The organism is Saccharothrix hoggarensis, from assembly GCF_052936025.1.
Map to the genome: position 1 here is coordinate 60,774 of NZ_CP193624.1, position 14,458 is coordinate 75,231.

A 14,458-nucleotide genomic window follows, 5' to 3' on the forward strand; every position below is an offset into this window, starting at 1 on the left:
TGATCGTACGGCAAGCGGACAATCCGCCATAGGGACTAGGCCGGCGGGGCGGTCTCAATACGGGAACCATCGCTATCGGATTTCGATACGGATCGCAGGACCCGAACGGTTCGCACTAAAAACGCCAGTGCGCCCAAAGTGACGAGGCTCACAGTGGGCCACATCGAGTTCCTCCGCTGCGTCGGGTGTTCGCTCACCCGATGAGACGTCCGCCATGAGTGCCGGGTTGCACGGGGAACGTGTCGTGAATCCCCACCTTCCGGTGAACACAGACGGGCGAGGCCTCCGCCGGCTACCCTCCTTGCTGTGGGTGTCGACGACGAGTTCAACGGCCGGTCCCGGACGCCGTCGCCGCTTCCGGCAGTGCACGAATCGCAGTTGCCGCGCGAGCACTCCCTCTTCCGCCCGCGGCACTCCCGGCGCCAGCGCACCGCGCTCACCGCGGCCGTCGTCTTCTTCTGCACGCCGCTGGTCCTGCTGGGGGTCGGCGTCCGGCCGGCCGAGTTCGAGAACCGCAAGCTCGCCGAGTTCCCGTCGATCTCCTCCGGCTTCGGCTTCTTCACCGGCCTCGACGCGTGGGCGGCCGACCACACGCCGCTGCGCGACAAGGCGGTCGCGGTGGCCAACGGCGTCAGCCGCGGCGTGTTCGGCGAGTCGCCCCAGGCGCCGAGGTCGAAGCAGCAGGACGTCGGCGGCCCGATCCCGGTGCCGCCGAAGGACCCGTCGGCCGACCGGCCCGACCCCACGGCGTACGTGCGCGCGATCGAGGGCAAGGACGACTGGCTGTACCTCGGCTTCGACGTCGAGGCGGGGTGCGAACCGAACCTGCCGCTGCCCGAGATGTTCGGGCGCCTCGTCCGGCTGCGGCAGGGCGTCGAGGCGTCCGGTCGCAAGTTCGTGCTGGTCGTCGCGCCGAACAAGTCCACGGTGGTGCCGGAGCACATGCCCGCCCGGTACTTCGGCAAGACGTGCTTCGAGCAGGCGCGGACCGAGTTCTGGAACCAGGTCGGCCCGCTGACCGGCGCGGTGGACCTCCGACCGGGGTTGGCGGAGGCGGCCCGTGAAGCCGGGCGGCCCGTCTACAGCAAGCACGACTCGCACTGGACGCACGAGGGTGGTGTCGTCATGGCCCGCGCCATCGCCGACGCCGTGCAGCCCGGCCTGTCGGACGACTGGGAGGTCGAGCACGGCGGCAAGGTGCAGCTCCCCGCCGACCTGTCGAAGCTGCTCGGCCGCACCGACTCCGTCGAACTCGACGCGTACCGGATCAAGCCGGACGGCGAGTCGGTCCGCAGCAAGCCGGTGAAGGGCGACCCCGCCGCGGCGCAGCAGGTCACCCAGGACCTGGTGCCCGGCATGTCGAACGCCAGGGTCGGGCTCCTCGGGGACTCGTTCAGCTTCTACGTGGCGCAGTACCTCGTCGCGGGCTTCAGCGACATCACCCTCCAGCACAGCGACGCGGTGAACTCCGAGCCGTTGCAGGTCGCGCAGATGCTGGCCCGGCAGGACGTCGTCGTGCTGGAGGTCGCGGAGCGCAACCTGGTCGGCGGGATCAACCCGCTGCTCAACCCGTCGGTGATCGACCTGATCGCCGCGGAACTGGCCAAGCACCCGCGCTAGCGGGACAGCGCGCGCTCCCACACCGGGCCGGGGTCCAGGTCGAGCGGGCGGACCGGCGGGTCGGGCCGCTGCCTGCGCAGCAGCACCTGCTGCACCAACGCCGTCGGCACGTCCTCGGCGACGATCCGCCGCCAGAACACGTGGTCCTCCAACCCCTCCAGCGCCGGGTCCTCGGTCCACCCGCCCAGGCGGTCGACGACGTCGCGGCGCACCAGGTAGCCGGAGCCCAGGTACGGCAGCCGGCGCAACCTGCGCTCCTCCGGCGGCAGCGCGCCGACGAGCCCGTCGCGCGGGTCGCCGACCGGGCAGTGCGCGACGTCCACGTCGGCCGCGACCAGGCGTTCCACCAGCCGCCGCGACGCGCGCATGCCCGCGTCCACCACCAGCAGCAGGTCGGCTTCCGACCGCGCCAGCAACCCGTTGCGCGCCACGCCGCGGCCGAGCGGCATCTCGTGCTCCAGCACGACGTCCGCGTGGGTCCGCGTCGGCAGCGGGGTGCCGTCGAAGCAGACCAGCACCCGGTCCGGCCGCACCGTGCCGCCGAGCAGGTCGAACACCAGCGCGTCCGGGTCCGGCTCGCCCGGCCGGTGCACCACGAGGACGTCCACCCCGGACCGCGACGACGTGCCGGCCAGGTGGTCGTGCCAGGCCCGGCCGGACGCGCGCTGGGCGTACGTGGTGCGCTCCACGGCCAGCCGCATGGCGGTCGTCTCGGGCACGGTCACCTCGCGGCGCGCCGCCTCCTCGCCCGCGAACCTCGGGTCCCACGACGGCGTGTCCACCGCCAGCGGCGTCTCCCGGTGCTCGGCCTGCGGCGTCGGCAGCGCGGGCAGCGGCGCCGGGTGCGGCGGTCCGGCGAGGACGTTCGACGCGAGCTCCACCAGCGTTCTGGCCGATCCGAGCAGGTCGAGCTCGTGGCGCACGAAGTCGTAGCCCGCCAGGCGCAGGTCGCGCTCCAGCGACGGCTGCGCCACCACCCCGGCGGCCACGGCGCCCAGGGACTGCGGCCGCGCCACCACGAGGTGCTTGCCCGGCACCAGCGGCTCGACGTCCGTCGACGGCTCGGTCACCACCACGCAGCCGTTGGTCAGCGCCTCCAGCACGCGCACCCACTCCAGCGCCTTCGACTGCTCGCGGTGCAGGTTGATCAGCACCCGCGAGTCGGCCAGGTGCCGGAACTTCGCCTCACCGGGCAGGAAGTCGACGCGCGCGCCCACCATCGGCTCGTGCGGCGGCGTCAGCAACCGGACCCGCAGGTCGGCGAGGTCCGCCGAGTACGAGTCCAGCAGCAGGGACCGGCGGCGCTCCGCCGTGCCCAGGTACGTGACGTCGACGCCGCGCTCGGCGTCCGGGTCGCCGGCCCAGCGGTCCCACAGCGGCGTGTAGCCCAGCTGGAAGTGCTCCACGGCGACGCCGCGGCGGCGCAGCTCCTCGGTCGAGTCGACGTTGATGTCGACCGCGCCCGCCAGCGAGCCGATCAGGCCCGCCGTGCGCTCGAACGTCATCGTGCCGGGGTGCTCCACGCAGAACGCGATGGTCCGCCGGCGCAGCTCGTCCGCCGGCCGGTCCGCCACCGGCGTGACGTAGAAGTACTCGTGCGGCACGACGACGTACACCGTGTCGGCCTCGGGTTCGGGGAACCGCCCGACGGCCGTGCGCGCCCGCCCGCCCGCGCGCCGCACCGCGTCGGCGACGACCTCGAACAGCTCCTCCATGAACGCCGACCCGCCGGCGGCGGACACCAGGCACAGATCAGGCGGGGTCACCGGCGGCGGCCTCGACGGCGCACGGCGCGCAGCGGCGCGGTCACCCGCCAGCTCACGGTCGCCTTGGTGGCGTCCAGCTCGCGGGCCAGCTGGGCGGCCCGCGCCTCGGCCACGGCCACCATCGCCGCGGCCCCGGCCGACGGGTTCGGCGCGGCGACGTCCGGGCTCGTGCCGCCGAGCGCCAGCTCCGCGTCGAGCAGCCGCAGCCGCAGCCGGTCGCGCTCGTCGCGGGTGCCGGCCAGCTCGGCGCGCAGGGCGTCCCGCTCCTTGCGCGCGTTGGCCAGCTCCAGCCGCAGCGCCTCGTCCTGCGCCTGCTGCTCGGGCCACGTGCTCACGCGGTCGCGCAGTCCCGCGCACTCCTCGGCGAGCTGGTCGCGTTCGGCCATCAACCGCTGGGTGTTCGTGTCGGCCTCGCGCAGCTGCTCCAGCAGCTTCTCGCGCTCCGAGACGAACACGACCCGTTCCGCCCGGAGCCGGGTCAGCTCGGCGCGCACCGGGCCGGGCAGGTCGCTGAGGTTCTCGTCCGTCATGCCACGTCCCCCTGGTTCGCGATGGTGGTCAGCACTTCGGAGTACTCGTCGGCGTAACCGGTCGGGTCGAGCCAGTCCCGCAGTGCCTCGAAGGCGCGGTCGGCGATCTCCCGGCGACGGCCCGCGGGCGTGTCCAGCGCCCGCAGCAGGGCCACGGTCAGCGCGTCCACGTTGTTCGGCTCGAACAACCAGCCGGTCGTGCTGTCCTCGATCATCTCGCGCGCGCCGAACACGTCGCTGGCGATCACCGGCAGGCCGCAGCACACCGCTTCGAGGATGGACCGGGGCAGCGACTCGATGTCCGAGCTGTTCACGAACACGTCGGCGGCGTGGAACCACGGCGTCGGGTCGCGCTGGATCGGCACCAGCCGCACGTTGCGCCGGAGGTCGCGGCGCTCGACCAGGTCCTCCAGCGCCAGGCCGAACTCCGACTCGTGCTGGCCCACCACGGCCAGGGTCAGGTCCGGGAACCGGGGCCGGATGCGCTCGACGGCGGCGATCAGCGAGGCCTGGCCCTTGCGCGGCTCGACCACGCCGACGTTCAGCACCAGCAACGAGTCCTGCGGCAGACCGAGCTGCTCGCGCGCGGCCCGCTTGCGGCGTTCGCTGATCCGTCCGCCGAAGCGCACCATCGGCGTGCCGTAGCGGATCGTGCGGCACCGCCGGGGCTCCGAGTAGCGGGCGAACATCTCCTTGGTGGCGTCGGCGACGAACAGCAGCCGGTCCACCTCGCCGAGGGCGTGCTCCCAGCGCCGCTTCACCGCGGGCACGAGCCCGGCCGGACCCCAGTTCAGGAAGGAGAAGTCGGCCAGCTCGAAGCTCTCGTGCACCACCCACGCCGTGGGCAGGCCCGCGCGCTTGGCGGCGTCCGCCGCGCCGAACGCGCCGAGCGTGTTCACCAGCGCCACCCCGGCGCCGGACGCCCTGGCCAGCAGCGCCAGCTCGGTCACGTGCCCCTCGTACGACGCGATGTCGCCGGTCCGGTAGTGGGACGTCAGGTGCACCGGCGCGCCCAGGGCGGCGCAGTCCTCGCGCAGCGCGCCGTTGATCGGGGTGACCACGGTGGCGCGCCAGTCGTGCTTCTCGACCAGGCCGGTCAGCAGCTCCTGCAACCACAGCTGGCCGCCACCGATGGCCAGGCTGTGCGTGAACACCAGCACGTGCTTCGGGTCGGTCCGCGGGGTGACGCGGGCCAGCAGGCCGCGGGTCTGCTCCACGAGCCGTTCGGCGAGCAGGTCGTCCGACGCGTCGCCGGACGGGTTGCGCACGGTGGCGAACCGCGCCGGCGTGGACCACTCGCCCTCGCCGTGCGTCGACACCCGCACCCGCACCGACACCCGGCGCTCGGCGCCCGGCGGCAGGTCCACCGGCACCCTGGCCTCGAACCCGCTCACCACCGCGTCCGGGAAGCCCGGGAACGCGGCCGCGACGTCCGGCCGGGGCAGCCTGGTCCGGGCCCGCGTCACCGGGCTGCCCTCGACGAACACCTCCACCACGCTCGGCGCGCGGCTGTTGAGCATCGCCCAGCCGCTCACCAGCACCAGGTCGCCGCTGATCGTCGAGTCGGGCGCGGGCCCGTCCAGCTCGGCCAGGCACAGCGGGCCCTCGCCGTCGGCGGCGCCCACGACGACCGTCGCGTCGGTCAGCGCCGCGCCGTCCGGGCCGTGCACGCTCACCGCCTGCACGCCGTTCGGCACCGGCGACGTGGTGGCGGCGACGAACCCCAGGGCGCCGTCGGGCGCGCCGTGCGCCTCCGCCTCGCGCACCGACGCGGGCTCGCCGGCGAACCGCACCACCAGCTCGGCCACCGAGCCGACCCCGGTGGCCCACCCGCGCAGCTCGAACCAGTGCCCGACCGGTCTGCCCGGCACCTCCACGAACGCGGTCACCGGTGCGCCTTCAGCACGACGTCGGCGTCCTTGGCGAGCACGAGCACGTCCTGGTGCTGGTCCCACGCGGCTTCCTGGTAGCCGACCAGCCGCATGCCCGGCGTCTCCAGCGCACGGCCCACCGCCCAGCCGGGGCTGCTCAGCGAGATGCCGTAGCCGTCCTGGCCGGGGTAGTCGGCGTAGGCGAACCCGCTCGCCCGGTACGTGCCGAGGATGCGGTTGACCACCTGCTCGGTGAGGCCGTAGTGCTGGCCTTCCATGTTCTCCATGCGCCACGCGACGCGCCGGCCGTGCGTGGTGACGACGGCGACGCCGCCCGGCGCGAGGGCGCGGGCGAAGTAGCGCAGCAGCGGCGTCCACTGGGGCGCGTCCAAGTGCGTCAGCACCGAGCCGCACCAGATCAGGTCGACGTCGTGCACCTGCTCGATGAGGTCGACGTCGATGGCGGCCGGCAGCGGCACGGCACGGTACGCCTCGACGCACCGCGCGACGGCCGCCGGGTCCAGGTCGCACGCCACGAGCTCGGCGTCCGGGAACGCGGCCCGGAAGGTGCGCAGCACCCGGCCGTAGCCGCAGCCGAAGTCGAGCACCCGGGCCGGGTCCGGACGGCCCTCCCCGCGCAGCGCGTGCAGCGTGGCCCGGAGGGCGTCCGCGGCGACCCCGAAGTAGTGCGCGTCGTTCCCGCCGTACATCGAGTCGTGCTCGACGATCGTGCGGTCCACGGCCGACATCACCCGGTCGACCTGGTCCGCCAACTCGGTGCCCTGCGAGGCCATCTCCACCCTCCTGGTCAGCCGGCGACGGGTTCGTCCAGGCGCGTCCGCCACGCAGCCCTCAAGTAATCCTGCTCGCGGCGCAGACCCGCGCCGGTCGAACTCCCCACGACCCGCGTGGCCTGGAAGCACGCCTCCAGCTCGGCGGCCTGCTCCACGTACGACGGCGAGTGGCCCAGCAGCACGCCGAACCAGCCCGCCAGGTCCCGCACCGTGGTGCGCTCGCCCGCGCCGCGCCAGCCCGCGCGGGCCAGGTGGTCGGCGGTCAGCAGCAGCCCCCGCTGCTCCACCTGCGTCAACGTCAGGTCCGCGACCTGCCACTCCAGGTCGATCGCGCGCAACCCGTCGGCGGTGACCAGCAGGTTGTGCGGGACCAGGTCCCACGCCGCCGGGCCCAGCTCGGCGCCGTGACCGGAGTGCAGCACGTCCCGCCACGCGAGCAGCATCTCCTCCGCCCGCCACGGCTCCCGCGCCACGACCTCCAGCAGCGGCACGCCGTCGTGCACCGGCTCCTCGTAGGCGCGGACGGACACGACGTCGCCGCCCTGCTCGACCAGCGGCGAGCGGCGGATGCGGTCGGCGAGCACCTCGGCCCGGGTGCACCACCGGGCCGCGCGGTCGGTGTTGAAGTAGACGGCCAGCCGGTCGTCCGGCCACAGCGCGTCCGGCTCGCCGACGCCCGCGACCACCAGGAAGCTGTTCCACATCTCGCCGGACAGGCCCGCGGCGGTCAGCTCGCGCCACAGCTTCGCCTCGTCCGCCGGGCGCGACCCGTCGAAGCCCCAGTCGGGGCTGGGGAACCGGGGCAGCTCGGTCAGCAGCCGGGGGTGCCGGGCCGCCAGGTCGTCGCCGAGCACCACGCGGGTGATCTTGTAGTCGGGGAAGCAGCCGAGCGTGCGGGTGGACGTGAAGCCCGCCCGGCCCAGCAGCGCCTCCAGCGGCCGGCGCGCGAACGTCCGCGCCGGCGCGCCGTTCGGGTAGCCCTCCGGACCGTCCCACGGTCGCCCGCTGTGGTCCTCCGGCGCGCCCGCCAGGTACTTCACGCCGAGCTGGTTCTCGATCGCGAGGACCAGCGAGCCGCCGGGGTTCAGCCTGCGCCGCACCGACGCCAGGAAGTCGGCGTACACCTGCTCGTCCGCCGTGCCGCCGCCCACGTACTCCAGCACGCCGATCACGAGCACCAGGTCGTAGGCCGGCGCGTCGGGGACGTCGTCGAGCGTGCCGACGAACACCCGCACGCCCGGCAGGTCGCGGGTGCGGCTCGCGGCGACGCGCGCCCGGGCGGCGACCGGCTCCACGGCGTCCAGCGCGGCCACCCGCTCGCCGACGTACCGGGAGATCGCGCCGCAGCCCGCGCCGATCTCCAGCACCGTCGCGCCCGCCGGGAGGTCGAGGGCGCGCAGCACGTTCGCGCGCCCCCGTTCCAGGTGGTAGCGCTCCGGCCACGTCGTGGCGGCGTAGTGCAGCTCGTCGCTCAGCGAACCGAGGTCGGACGCCTCGTCCACCAGGGCGCCCACCAGCTGCTCGGCGCCGTCGAGGTACGTGACGCCCGAGTCCTCGCCGAGCAGCAGGCACCCGTCCGCGGCAACCAGGTCGAGTTCGCGCAGGGGGGTAGTCATTACGGCGCGGGGAACACCTTCAGCATCGTCAGCACCTGGCGCTGGTAGCTGCCGCTGAGGCCCGCCTCGCCGGCCATCGGGAACTGGTCGACGTTGACGCGGATCAGGTTCTTGCCCGACGCCCAGAGGCCGCGGTAGATGGCGTGGTCCGGCTGGACCTTCTTCTCGAACACCACGGACGCGGGCATGTCCGGCAGCGGGTCCTTGATGAACACCAGGCCGCCCTTGGTCTCCTGGTAGGCCTTCAGGTCGACGACGGCCTTCGCCGCGGCCTCCTCGCTGGCCATCGGCACGACCACGACGGAGAACCGGTCCGGCGTGGGGCCGAACTCGTCGGGCTGCTTGTTGCCGGACTTCCAGACCACCTTCGTCGCGCCGCCCGCGGTCAGCAGGTCGACCTCGCCCTGCTCCATGACCTGCTCGTCCACCGCCTCCGCCGTGTCCAGCACCTCGGCGCGCGGGTCGTTCTTGCCGCCGACCTCCGGGATCTCCTCCAGCAGGATCTCCATCGGGTCGGTGGGCTTCGGCTTCGACGTCGTGGTCTCGGTCGTCGGGGCGGCCGTCGTCTCCGTGGACCCGGTCGCGTTCGGGTCGCCGCTGCCGCTGGTGAGGTACCAGACGCCGAAGCCCGCGCCGGCCAGCACGAGGATGACGGCGAGGATCACGAGGACCCGCTTGCCGCCGGACGACGGCTTGTCGTCGAACACCTCGGGGCCCTGGGCGATCCAGTGCGGCGACGGGTCGGCGCCGAACTCGCCGCCGCCCCACGGCGGAGCGGCGTTGCCGCCGGCCATCTGCCACGGCGCCTGGTTCGGGTGCTGCGGCGCGTTCTGGGGCATGTTCGGCTGCGGCGCGCCGTGCGGCGGCGTCACGGGTCGGACGTACTGGGTGCGCTCGGCGTCCGGGTTGCCCGGCTGCGGCGCCTTCACGACCTGCGTGGCGTCCTGCGCGGGCGGCTGCTGCGGGAGGCCGGCCTGGTTCGGGACGACCTGCGTGGCGTCGGCGCCAGGCTGCTGCGGGTGCTGGGGCTGGTGCTGGGGCGGTTGCGGCTGCTGGGGCTGCTGCGGGTTCGCGGCCTCCCAGCGGAACGGCGCCGCGAAGGGCCCGGACTGGGGACCGGTCTGCGGGACTTCTGCCGCACCCGACAGCACCTGGTCGCGCCGCTGCCGGTAGTCGTCGGCGGAGATGCGCCCCTCGGCGAGGGCTGTGTCGAGCTCTCGCAGCTCGTCTTGCCAGGACATCGTCCGGTCCCTTCACTGTGCTGAGCGAACACCATTGTTGCGTAGGGGGCGGGCGCCTCGTGAGGCAGCACCGCCAGGGTCAACCGAGTTCGGCCAAGCGGTAGAGCACGCCGTCCGCCAGTACGAGGACGACGCCGTCCGCGGTTCCGGGGGCGGCCACGGCGACCCAGCCGGCCCGCCCGGTCGCCCGCGTGAACTGCATGATGTCGCCGCGCGGCACGCCCACCGCGCCGCCGCCGACGACCTCGCCGGACTGGTCGACGACCAGCACGCAGTCGGCGGCGTTGCCGTCCACCACGGCCCAGCCGGAGATCTGCGAGTCGCCGACCACCGGGCCCGCTTCGACCGCGCCGGTCGTCAGGCCCCCGCCGTAGGCCGGGAGGGGCATCTCCTTGGCCGACGCCAGGTCGACCCTGGAGCCCAGCTCCGGGCCGCCGCACCCGAGGGTGAAGTCGGGGGTGAACGGGTACACGCCCATCGACCGCAGCACCGGCAGCACCGCCGGGTTGGCCTGCATCCGGGACATCTGCCCGGTCGCCTCGACCCGCATCGCCACGGCCAGCACCGGCTGCGTCGGGTACTTCTCGCGCACGGCCATCGCCTGGCCGTTGCCGACGGCGAAGGTCGCCAGGCCCACCACGATGACGATCGGCACGGTCTTGGCGCGCACCAGGCGCGGGCCGCGGGCCACCAGCAGGACCAGCACGGCGGCCGCGCCGACCAGGGCGACCATCGCGTAGCGGGGGCTCAGGCCGTCCGCCGCGCCGTAGTGGCCGCGGCTGACGCCGATCATCGCCGCCACCGCCACGGCCAGCAGCGCGACGCCGAACCAGCCCGCGTGCGGCACGCGACCGTCCAGCGCGCGGCGTTCCCGGAAGGCGCCGACGAACAGCACCACCACCAGGCCGACGGTCACCGCGCCGGTGAGGAACGCCAGGTCGAGGTCCTTGGCCGACCAGATCTGGCCGAGCATGGCCAGGCCGGAGCCGAGGTAGGTGTCGAAGCCGAGCAGCATCGGCGCGGCGAACCCCGGCGGGCGCGACGGCAGCGACCACAGCACGAGGGTCAGCACGCCGAGCACGAGCGGCGACACCAGCCGCCACAGCCGGTCGCGGCGCAGCCAGGCGACGACGGCGAGCGCGATCCACACCGGGAACGCGGCGCCGTGGCCCATGCTGCCGAGGACGGCGAAGACCAGCGCCGGGACGGTGTGGCCGCGGTGCGCGAACGCCAGCGCGACGACCGCCGGGACGATGCCGAGCAGCCAGTGCATGCCGCTCATGCCGATGCCGAAGTACTCGGTGGCGGTGGAGGAGAACAGGAGGAGCGAGAGGCCGAGCACGACCGCGCCGCGCTGGGTGGCGGTGAGGGAGTCGGGGAGCATCGTGACCATCGCCACGAGCATCACCGCGACCAGGGCGACGGAGGCGAAGCCGAGCCCGTAGTTCGTGCCGCCGAAGACCGCGCCGTTCAGCCAGAAGACCGCGCCGACCAGGATCGACGGGTGGTCGTTGTGCAGGACCAGCAGCTCCGCGGGCTCCAGCGCGCCGTCCGGCGTGGAGACGCGGGCGAGGATGCCCCAGAAGTCCGCGAAGTTCAGCCGCGGTGAGCGGTAGGCCTCGGCCAGTGCCAGCAGGAACGGGATCGCGGCGGCCGCCCAGAGCGCGAAGTGCGCCTTCGGGCGCCGTGCGCCCGGCGTGACCACCGCGGGCTCGACCTGTTGGCTAACCTCTGCATCCACCTGATCACCGTGTCCTCGTGCTCCTGGCGGCCATAACGTACCGGCCACCATCGGTGAGGCGTTCCGGAATGACGGATCGTTACAACGAGGGGACGCTGCTCACACCGCGCCGTGCCCGGCGAACGCGACCGGTTGGGGGGACTGCTGTGGCCCGGCGAGCTTTCCTGGTGTCCCGCACCTGTCACCGGGGGTGGGACTGGCCACCGGGGGAGCTGTGGTTGCTGCCCAACGGCCTCGCCTGGGTGCGTTCCCCCTGGTGGCACGTGCTCCGCCCGCGGAACCACAGCGTCACCTCGGTGAGGTTCCCGCTGCCGGCGGTCGACGTGGACGAGTTCGACTTCGCCGCGGCGGTCCGGGAGCACCCCACGAACCGCCTGATCCGCTGGGCCGACGTCGCGACGGCGATCCTCGACCGCCACTTCGGCAAGGCCCGCCTCTCGCTGACGACGCGAGACGGCTCCACCCACCTGTTCACCTGGGGCCCCGCCGACCCCGCGGCCGACCGCCTCCAGCCGATCATCGACGCGATCAGGGGCGGGGAGGAGGTCTGACCCCGTCCGGGTCGCCGAACCCGGCGGTTGTTGGTGCGGACGGTCGGGCGGCCGAAATCGGTGGACCCCCGACCTAGGATGTGGGAGCGCTCTCCCGCACGGTGCGGTGTGGGTCGTCTCTTGACCGCCCGTTCCAGGAGCTCCGCCCCATGCCACACGGTCCCCTCGACCACCGCTACCGCGGCGAGCACCCCGTCCGCACGCTCCTCTACCTGTTCCGCGAGGACCGGGCCAACCTCGTCCTCGGCGCGGGCGCGTTCTTCGTCAAGCACAGCCCCACCTGGCTGACCCCCGTCATCACCGCCCACGTCATCGACGTCGTGGTCGAGCGGAAGCCGATCATCGGCATGTGGCTGGGCGCGGCGCTGCTGCTGGTCATGCTGGTGCTGAACTACCCGTTCGCCGTCCTCTACACGCGCTGGTGGTACGGCAGCGCGCGGCGGATGGGGATGCGGGTGCGGTCGGCGTTGAGCGGGCGCATGCAGCAGCTGTCCATCGGCTACCACGCCAGGGTCAGCGCGGGCGTGCTGCAGACCAAGCTCATCCGCGACGTCGAGAGCATCGAGACCTCCACCCAGCAGATCGGCGACCAGGGGCTCGCCGCGCTGGCCACGCTGAGCGGCGCGCTGGTCGTGATCTCGCTGAGCGCCCCCGCGTTCCTGCCGGTGTTCCTGCTGGTCGTGCCCGCGGCCGCGGTGCTGGTGATGTGGCTGCGCGGCCGGCTGCGCGCGTACAACGAGTCGTTCCGCCAGGAGGTGGAGCAGCTGTCGTCCCGCGTCGGCGAGATGACCACGCTCATCCCGATCACCCGCGCGCACGGCCTGGAGACCACCGCCCTCAACCGCATGGACGGCACGCTGCGCCAGGTCCTCGCCGCGGGCCTCAAGCTGGACGGCCTCAACGTCCGCTTCGGCGCCCTCGCCTGGATCCTGCTGAACGCGCTGGGCGTCGGCTGCCTGGCGGGCTCCGCGCTGGCGGCCTACCACGGCTGGCTCGCCGTCACGCCCGGCGACGTCGTCATGCTCAGCGCCTACTTCGCGTCGCTGACCGGCGCGGTCACGACGCTGATGAGCCTCACCCCGGTGATCAGCAAGGGGTTGGAGTCGGTGCGCTCGCTCGGCGAGGTGCTGGAGGCGCCGGACGTCGAGCACAACGCGGGCAAGGCGCGGGTCGACGTGGTGCGCGGCGGCGTGCGGTTCGAGGGCGTCGGCTACCGGTACCCGGAGTCGGCGCAGGACTCGATCAGCGACTTCACCCTGGACGTGCGGCCGGGCGAGACGATCGCCCTGGTCGGCGCGTCCGGCGCGGGCAAGTCGACGGCGTTGAACCTGGTCATCGGCTTCCTGCGGCCCACCGAGGGCCGCATCCTGCTCGACGGTGTCGACATGGAGACGTTGGACCTGCGCACCTACCGGCGGTTCGTCTCGGTCGTGCCGCAGGAGTCCGTCCTGTTCGAGGGCACGATCCGGGACAACGTCACCTACGGCCTGGACGACGTCGGCGAGGACGTCGTGCGGCAGGCCCTCGCCGACGCCAACGCGCTGGAGTTCATCGACCGGCTGCCGGCCGGTCTCGACACCGTCGTCGGCGAGCGCGGGGCGCGCCTGTCCGGTGGGCAGAAGCAGCGGCTGGCGATCGCCCGAGCCCTGATCCGCGACCCGCGCGTGCTGGTGCTGGACGAGGCCACGTCGGCGTTGGACAACAAGTCGGAGGCCCTGGTCCAGCAGGCGCTGGCCCGGCTCGTGGACGGCCGCACGGTGTTCGTGGTCGCGCACCGGCTCACCACCATCCGCAACGCCGACCGGATCGTGGTCATGGCCGACGGACGGATCGCGGAGATCGGTTCGCACGACGAGCTGCTGCGCAGCGGTGGGCTGTACGCGCGCGCCCAGACCGCCTGACCGGCCAGGGGCGTCCGGAGCCGCGGCGTCCGGACGCCCCCGCGCTCAGTTCTTCTTGGTCAGCAGGGTGGGGCCGACGATGCGGCGCGCGATGCGGCGCAGCCGGCTCCGCGGCCTGGCCGGGGTGGTGGCCGTCGTCGCCGCGGCCGTCGCCTGGGACGGCGCGGACGGCTGGCCGGTGGCCGGTGCGGGCGATTCGGTCGACGTGTCGGCGACGGACGCCGGGGTGGGATCGGTCGCCGCGGTGGTGACACCCATCGGCGCGGTGGCGGCGACGTCGGCGGGCCTGGCCGTGCCGTTGGTGGACGGCGGGGCGCCGACGCCGTTGGTCACCGAGGGTGCCGGGGTGCCGTTGGCGTGCGGGACGGCGGTGCCGTTGGTCGCGGGGAGCGCGGCGCCGTTGGTGTAGGCGCCGTTGGTCGCGGAGGGTGCCGGGGTGCCGTTGGCCGGCGGGGCGGTGACGCCGTTGGTCACGGAGGGCAGCGCGGTGCCGTAGGCGGGCAGGACCGAGGCGCCGTTGGTCACGCTGCGTGCGGCAGCACCGGTGTCGGCGGCCGCGACGCCGTTGGCGGGAGCGGTGGGGGTTTCGGCGGGGGTGAGGCGGCCGTTGAGCGGCGGCGTCACCGGGTCCAACCGGGTGGGGAACGCCGTGACGGGGCGGAGGTCGGTGGCGGTCATCGGCTCGATCGTGGGCCAAGCGGGCTCGGGGGTGGCGGCGACGGGCTGGATGCGGACCGTGGGGCTCGGGTCGTGGCTTCGCTGGGTCTGCGTGGGCACCTGGCTGGACGTCACGCCTCGATCTTGCCAAAACACGCAGGGTGATCCGG

Annotated in this window: 11 protein-coding genes; 3 read left to right on the forward strand and 8 right to left on the reverse strand. The window is 73.7% G+C overall.

The window, feature by feature from the left end; genetic code table 11:
- Nucleotides 1-306 precede the first annotated feature (306 nt).
- A complete protein-coding gene (locus tag ACRAKH_RS00320) occupies nucleotides 307-1,620 on the forward strand; it encodes an alginate O-acetyltransferase AlgX-related protein (RefSeq protein ID WP_380726064.1) in 1,314 nt (437 codons plus the stop codon).
- Here the strand turns inward: ACRAKH_RS00320 and ACRAKH_RS00325 are convergent.
- From ACRAKH_RS00325 to ACRAKH_RS00355, 7 genes are all read right to left on the reverse strand, one after another.
- Nucleotides 1,617-3,386, reverse strand: a complete 1,770-nt coding sequence (locus ACRAKH_RS00325) for a glycosyltransferase family protein (RefSeq protein WP_447009548.1) — start codon at nucleotides 3,384-3,386, stop codon at nucleotides 1,617-1,619. The two genes, ACRAKH_RS00320 and ACRAKH_RS00325, sit on opposite strands and share 4 nt — an antisense overlap.
- Nucleotides 3,383-3,916: a hypothetical protein gene (locus ACRAKH_RS00330; protein ID WP_447009549.1), complete on the reverse strand. Its 534-nt coding sequence runs from the start codon at nucleotides 3,914-3,916 to the stop codon at nucleotides 3,383-3,385. Before ACRAKH_RS00330 ends, ACRAKH_RS00325 begins: the two co-directional genes overlap by 4 nt.
- Nucleotides 3,913-5,805 carry a glycosyltransferase family 4 protein gene (locus ACRAKH_RS00335; RefSeq protein ID WP_380723294.1) on the reverse strand — a complete coding sequence of 631 codons (1,893 nt, stop codon included), beginning with the start codon at nucleotides 5,803-5,805 and terminating at the stop codon, nucleotides 3,913-3,915. The genes ACRAKH_RS00330 and ACRAKH_RS00335 overlap by 4 nt, the downstream gene beginning before the upstream one ends.
- Entirely contained in the window at nucleotides 5,802-6,581 is a 780-nt protein-coding gene (locus tag ACRAKH_RS00340) for a class I SAM-dependent methyltransferase (protein WP_380723293.1), read from the reverse strand. Before ACRAKH_RS00340 ends, ACRAKH_RS00335 begins: the two co-directional genes overlap by 4 nt.
- A gap of 14 nt (nucleotides 6,582-6,595) precedes the next feature.
- On the reverse strand, nucleotides 6,596-8,197 hold the full coding sequence (locus ACRAKH_RS00345; protein ID WP_380723292.1) for an SAM-dependent methyltransferase: 1,602 nt from the start codon (nucleotides 8,195-8,197) through the stop codon (nucleotides 6,596-6,598).
- Nucleotides 8,197-9,438, reverse strand: coding sequence for a flagellar basal body-associated protein FliL (locus tag ACRAKH_RS00350; RefSeq protein WP_380723291.1), 1,242 nt, complete (start codon nucleotides 9,436-9,438; stop codon nucleotides 8,197-8,199). The genes ACRAKH_RS00345 and ACRAKH_RS00350 overlap by 1 nt, the downstream gene beginning before the upstream one ends.
- Nucleotides 9,439-9,517: 79 nt before the next feature.
- Nucleotides 9,518-11,179, reverse strand: a complete 1,662-nt coding sequence (locus ACRAKH_RS00355; RefSeq protein WP_380723289.1) for a hypothetical protein — start codon at nucleotides 11,177-11,179, stop codon at nucleotides 9,518-9,520.
- Nucleotides 11,180-11,475: 296 nt separating this feature from the next.
- On the opposite strand from ACRAKH_RS00355, the gene ACRAKH_RS00360 reads away from it, so the two are divergent.
- Both ACRAKH_RS00360 and ACRAKH_RS00365 read left to right on the forward strand, forming a co-directional pair.
- Nucleotides 11,476-11,730 carry a hypothetical protein gene (locus tag ACRAKH_RS00360; protein WP_380723287.1) on the forward strand — a complete coding sequence of 85 codons (255 nt, stop codon included), beginning with the start codon at nucleotides 11,476-11,478 and terminating at the stop codon, nucleotides 11,728-11,730.
- A gap of 149 nt (nucleotides 11,731-11,879) precedes the next feature.
- Nucleotides 11,880-13,631 carry an ABC transporter ATP-binding protein gene (locus ACRAKH_RS00365; RefSeq protein WP_380723285.1) on the forward strand — a complete coding sequence of 584 codons (1,752 nt, stop codon included), beginning with the start codon at nucleotides 11,880-11,882 and terminating at the stop codon, nucleotides 13,629-13,631.
- A 45-nt stretch (nucleotides 13,632-13,676) separates the two neighbouring features.
- On the opposite strand, the gene ACRAKH_RS00370 is transcribed toward ACRAKH_RS00365, so the two are convergent.
- Nucleotides 13,677-14,423, reverse strand: coding sequence for a hypothetical protein (locus ACRAKH_RS00370; RefSeq protein ID WP_447009550.1), 747 nt, complete (start codon nucleotides 14,421-14,423; stop codon nucleotides 13,677-13,679).
- Nucleotides 14,424-14,458: the final 35 nt, after the last annotated feature.

What these genes read in the sequence shown, in the direction of transcription:
- ACRAKH_RS00330 (WP_447009549.1), bottom strand. Translation starts at nt 3,916, where the DNA reads ATGACGGACGAGAACCTCAGCGACCTGCCCGGCCCGGTGCGCGCCGAG.
- ACRAKH_RS00340 (WP_380723293.1), bottom strand. Translation starts at nt 6,581, where the DNA reads ATGGCCTCGCAGGGCACCGAGTTGGCGGACCAGGTCGACCGGGTGATG.
- ACRAKH_RS00345 (WP_380723292.1), bottom strand. Translation starts at nt 8,197, where the DNA reads ATGACTACCCCCCTGCGCGAACTCGACCTGGTTGCCGCGGACGGGTGC.
- ACRAKH_RS00350 (WP_380723291.1), bottom strand. Translation starts at nt 9,438, where the DNA reads ATGTCCTGGCAAGACGAGCTGCGAGAGCTCGACACAGCCCTCGCCGAG.
- ACRAKH_RS00365 (WP_380723285.1), top strand. Translation starts at nt 11,880, where the DNA reads ATGCCACACGGTCCCCTCGACCACCGCTACCGCGGCGAGCACCCCGTC.